Annotated in this window: 4 protein-coding genes and 1 pseudogene; 3 read left to right on the plus strand and 2 right to left on the minus strand. The window is 62.5% G+C overall.

From position 1 onward, the window contains the following. Window positions 1-269: 269 nt before the first annotated feature. Window positions 270-563: a hypothetical protein gene (locus ENZ75_RS21785; RefSeq protein WP_024503606.1), complete on the plus strand. Its 294-nt coding sequence runs from the start codon at window positions 270-272 to the stop codon at window positions 561-563. A gap of 88 nt (window positions 564-651) precedes the next feature. Here ENZ75_RS21785 and ENZ75_RS21790 read toward each other — a convergent pair whose 3' ends face one another. Both ENZ75_RS21790 and ENZ75_RS21795 read right to left on the minus strand, forming a co-directional pair. Beyond that, window positions 652-1,803, minus strand: coding sequence for a GNAT family N-acetyltransferase (locus tag ENZ75_RS21790; RefSeq protein WP_063167674.1), 1,152 nt, complete (start codon window positions 1,801-1,803; stop codon window positions 652-654). Further along, on the minus strand, window positions 1,800-2,795 hold the full coding sequence (locus ENZ75_RS21795) for a sterol desaturase family protein (protein ID WP_063167675.1): 996 nt from the start codon (window positions 2,793-2,795) through the stop codon (window positions 1,800-1,802). Before ENZ75_RS21795 ends, ENZ75_RS21790 begins: the two co-directional genes overlap by 4 nt. Before the next feature lie 326 nt (window positions 2,796-3,121). On the opposite strand from ENZ75_RS21795, the gene ENZ75_RS21800 reads away from it, so the two are divergent. Together ENZ75_RS21800 and ENZ75_RS21805 are read left to right on the plus strand one after the other, a co-directional pair. Further along, window positions 3,122-3,886, plus strand: a complete 765-nt coding sequence (locus tag ENZ75_RS21800; protein ID WP_063167676.1) for a TlyA family RNA methyltransferase — start codon at window positions 3,122-3,124, stop codon at window positions 3,884-3,886. Continuing rightward, window positions 3,883-4,615: pseudogene (locus ENZ75_RS21805) on the plus strand (class I SAM-dependent RNA methyltransferase); the annotation flags it as partial. The gene ENZ75_RS21800 and the pseudogene ENZ75_RS21805, both read left to right, overlap by 4 nt.

Below are 4,615 nucleotides of genomic sequence, written 5' to 3' on the forward strand. Positions count from 1 at the left end.
CGTGTTTACCGACCACGCCAAGCCGGAAAAGATGTATGCCGATGCCGGGCTCGATGCTGCCGGCATCGTGCGCACCGTGTTCGTCGCGCTCGGGCATACGGTTCGCGCCCAGCGCGCCTGAATCAAAGTCTCAGTGACTTGAATCAGTTTGCCGGCCAACGTTCTTAACGCGTTGTTTACGCTGCCGTTTGGCGCTTTGCTTACCGTGTCTCTTGGCCGTTTTTCAACGGCGCCCTGCTAGATCGTGATCAGGCAGGGAGACAGCAACAATGAAAACGCTTCTGTGCGGCGCAGCGCTTTGCGCCGTCATCGTCGCGCCGGCCACAGCCGAAACGCGCTATGATCGCAGCCTCGAAAAGGCGGCCATGGGCATCGTCGCCGGCAAGATGGGCGACATCCGCGGCGGCTTTTCCTTCAAGCAGGTGCCGCAACTGGTGGTTCTGCCGGCCCCCGTTCCCGCACCTGCGGTTGCCATCGAGCCTTCACGCGAGCAAGCGTCGGGAGGGCGTGCGGATGGGTTGTCTCCGGCCGTCGAGCGCCCGGTTTCGCGAAGCGTATTCTGAGCTAGAGACCAGCAAGCCCTGATCGGGATTGCCCGATCGTTTCATCGTGCTTTGCCGCTGTGCGGGTGATCTAAAGGCGTCGGCACTGCTACTCCGCCGCCACCAGCTCCGCTTGTTGCGCCGGTTTCTCGGGGCGCCAGGATTGCGCCGCGTGGCGGGCGCGGTCTGCCAGGGCGGCAAGGCGTCCGCGCAGGTTTCGTCCACCCACCACTGACGACAAGATCACCGAATGCGTCGCAAAGCGGCGCTTGAAATCCTCGCCGCCGCAGAGAAAATCGATCGTGGTCAAGCCCCTGTCGAACGACCACTGGATGTAATCCATCATCAAGACCATGCCCGGCGAGGCCCGTTCGAAGGCCGGATCATAGGTGGTGACGAAAGCCATCATGGTTCCATGCTGCTCGAAATTGATCGATATGGCGATGATCTCGTCTTCGCGTTCGAGCACGAAGATGCGCAGCAACCCAAGCCCGGCCAGAACGGAGATCAGTGCCGGCAGCGCGGGGGAACCTTCGTCGAACAGGTCCGAAACGCGGCCGTGTTTTGCGAGCCATAGCCGTTTCAGCGCGGCGACGCGTTCCAGCACCGGCTCGCGGGCTTCGTGCGCATCCATCAGGCGGAAACGCAGCGCGCCGCCTTCCTCCATGAATTTGTAACCACGGCGATAGTTTTGCCGGGTTTTCTTCGACTGGCTTTCAAACCATTGTGCGCCGCGTTGTCCGGCGCTGGAAACTCGGTAGCTGACCTCGCTGCGGTGGCTCGGCTGCAAGATGCTGCCCTGGCCTGGGGCGGCGGGACCAAGCAGGGTCCGGAATCGAGCATCGGGCAACAGCCGATTGAGATACGCAAGATCGAAGCCGCTATCGTCGAGGATATGTTGCCAGAGTTGCGGCAGGATCTGTGGCTCTGCATCGGGAGCAAGCAGGACATCGCCATAGTCGCAGTGATCCTTCGCCGCCCATTCCAGCATACGGATGCCCGAGCGCCAGAAGGTCGCGAGCGCAATGACCGCCTCGAGGCGCTCGCCGCTCCAGACCAGGCCGATCCTGAGGCCGCGGCGGTCCTGATGCGGTGTGGTGTGCCACCAGGCCGAGATCCAGTCGGGATGCTGGAAAACGAGGCCGCCGGCGCGTTGCCAGAGCGCTGCCCAGGCGGGCGCGATTTCTGCCAGTCGCTCTGGCGAGGTTGCAATTTCGATCCGGTGCGCTTGCTGCATCCGAAACACGGCCGGTCCGTTCATGGCTTGCCCCCCTGCGGCGATTGCTGTGGCTCGGGCTTGTCGGCGCGGAAATGTCTGGCGATCTGCCGCCACATCCGCTGCAGCGGCATGACATAGAGGCCTGCGAGCGACTGGTAGTCGCGCACGTTGCGTTCGATCAAACCGAACTTGAAGTCCTCGTCGGGTTTCGGAACGCACAGAGTTCCGAAGAGCCGATCCCAGAACGAGAAGAGCAGCCCGAAGTTCTTGTCGTAATGGCGCGGGTCGGTGCTGTGGTGCAACTGATGCCAGTGTGGGCACAGGATCAGATTGTTCAACGGCCCAAACGAGATCTTGAAATGCGTGTGCCTGACGAAATCCATCATCAGGATGTTGCGTATGATGTAGACGTTGACGCCGAAGACCGTCAGTTCAACCAGGTTCAGCGACACCAGCGACCAGATGCCGACGCAGATGCCGGGAATGACGCCGTCCCAGGCCCGGTTCATCAATTCGTCGAGCGGGTGGACGCGATCCTTGGTGATGCCGACCATCACCTCGGCCGAATGGTGCACCTTGTGCAGTTCCCAGAGCACCGGGTAGCGGTGCTGGGCGACATGATAGAGATAGTACGAAATGTCGTAGGCAAGCAGCATGGTGAGGGTGAAGATCGTCACCGTCACAGGCCCCGCCGGCCCCTCGATCAGAGGCGGCTGGATTGCCAGCAGCGTGGAGAGCAACCAGTTCGTCGCATAGCCGACGGCGCTGACGAAGACGACGCCGGCGGGCAGCATGAGGAATGGCATCAGCGCCTTCCGCGTCACCCAGAACAAAAGGTCGGCTTTCGCCGAAGGATGCGTGATGACCTCATGCGGGACCGCGAACTCGAAGAACTCTTTCCAGCTCTTTTTCTCGACCGTGCGCCAATAGGCGACCAGGGCACTGGCCAAAGCAGTCAGCAACAGAAGTCCGGTCGCCAGCAGGCCGGCGCCAGAAATCCGGTCAAGAACCTTGTAGACGATGTCGCTGGCCATTTCCAAAGTTGCCGCCTCTTCATCCGGGTTTTCCCGTCGTCGCGGTCATAACATTGAAGTCCTCAAGCAAATGCGATGAAAATTGGTTAAGAAATCATGAGGCTTTCTAGATTGTTGGTATTTACCCGCAGGCGGTGAGACCTCATGCTTCGGCGGTCATCCGTCTCAACGGGCGTAACGCATGGGTATTCATAAGGATGGTCGGCGGGACGGGACGCCTCACCATCGTCGCCGTGCAAGATGCTGAGCGTGATGATGGGAACGGGAGACGAAATGCTTCCAGCTGGCGCTCTTGCCATCGTCGTCGGCTTTCGCCATGAAGGCCGATGAATTCGCCTCTGCCAGCCAGCGCACGCCAGCGGCTCGACGACCTGCTCGTCCAGCGCGGGCTGTTTGCCAGCCGCTCGCGTGCCCGCGACGCGGTCGAGCGCGGCACTGTGACCGTCGACGGCCTCATTGCGCGCAAGCCCGGCCAGAGCGTTTTGCCGCAATGTCACGTTACCATCGATGATCCGGCGCAAGGCTATGTGTCGCGCGCGGCACTCAAGCTGATCGGCGGGCTCGATCATTTCGGCCTCGATCCTGCCGGCCGTGAAGCGCTCGACATCGGCGCCTCGACCGGCGGCTTCACCCAGGTGTTGCTCGAGCGCGGCGTGGCCCATGTCACCGCCGTCGATGTCGGTCATGGCCAGATGCATCCTGATATCGGCGGCGACCCGCGTGTGACGGTGATCGAAGGGCTGAACGCCCGCGACCTCGCCGTCACCGATCTCGGCGGGCGTATTCCGGATTTCATCGTCTCCGACGTCAGCTTCATCTCGCTGAAACTGGCGCTGCCGCCGGCCCTTGGTCTGGCCAAGGCTGGCGCAAAGGCCATGTTTCTGGTCAAGCCGCAATTCGAGGCCGGCAGGGAAGCGATCGGCAAGGGTGGTCTGTTGAAGGATCCCTTCGACGCCGCCCGTGTCGCCGGCCTGCTGCAGGATTGGCTGGACTCCGTTCCCGGCTGGCGCTCGCTGGGGCTGCATCTGTCGCCGATCGATGGCGGCGACGGCAATCGCGAATTCCTGCTCGGTGGGATCAAGGACCGATGAGCGCGCGCTTCAGCATCAGGAAACTTGGCGCCCAGGGCGACGGTGTCGCCGAGACCGAGACAGGCGATCTGTTCATTCCCTTCACACTGCCCGGTGAAACGGTCACCGCCGCGCGCGAAAGGGATCGCGCCATGCTGATGGCGGTGCTGGAAGCATCGCCGCTGCGCATCGATCCCGCCTGCCGCCACTTCACCGAATGCGGCGGTTGCGCGCTCCAGCATTTCGAAGCCGAAGCCTATCGCCAGTGGAAGCGCGAAAAAGTGGCGCACATCCTGAAGGGCAAGGGCATCGATTGCGAGATCGGTGACCTGGTCGCCTGCGCACCGCAGACGCGCCGCCGTGTCGTGCTTGCCGCCCGGCGCACCGAGACAGGCATGCTGCTCGGCTTCCATCGCCATCTGTCGCCGGAGATCGTCGCCATATCGGAATGCCCGATCTCGCTGCCGGAGATCGTTGCCGCGCTCGATCGCTTGAAGGCGCTCGCCGAATTGGTCTGCGCAACCGCCAAATCGTTCCGGCTGGCGGTCACCGTGACCGGTTCGGGGCTCGATGTCGCGGTTCACGAATCCGGCAAGCTCGGGGAGCACCAGCGCCGGATCGCGGCTAACTTCGTCATGGCGCAGGGCTTTGCCAGGCTGTCCATCGATGACGAAATCATTATCGAGCCGAAAAAGCCGGTGGTCATGTTCGGCAGCGTCGCTGTCGCCTTGCCCCCGGGCGCGTTCCTGC

The sequence above is a fragment of the Mesorhizobium sp. M7A.F.Ca.CA.002.04.1.1 genome (assembly GCF_004022805.1).
GTDB classification, from domain to species: domain Bacteria; phylum Pseudomonadota; class Alphaproteobacteria; order Rhizobiales; family Rhizobiaceae; genus Mesorhizobium; species Mesorhizobium ciceri.

What these genes read in the sequence shown, in the direction of transcription:
- ENZ75_RS21785 (WP_024503606.1), top strand. Translation starts at nt 270, where the DNA reads ATGAAAACGCTTCTGTGCGGCGCAGCGCTTTGCGCCGTCATCGTCGCG.
- ENZ75_RS21800 (WP_063167676.1), top strand. Translation starts at nt 3,122, where the DNA reads ATGAATTCGCCTCTGCCAGCCAGCGCACGCCAGCGGCTCGACGACCTG.
- ENZ75_RS21790 (WP_063167674.1), bottom strand. Translation starts at nt 1,803, where the DNA reads ATGAACGGACCGGCCGTGTTTCGGATGCAGCAAGCGCACCGGATCGAA.
- ENZ75_RS21795 (WP_063167675.1), bottom strand. Translation starts at nt 2,795, where the DNA reads ATGGCCAGCGACATCGTCTACAAGGTTCTTGACCGGATTTCTGGCGCC.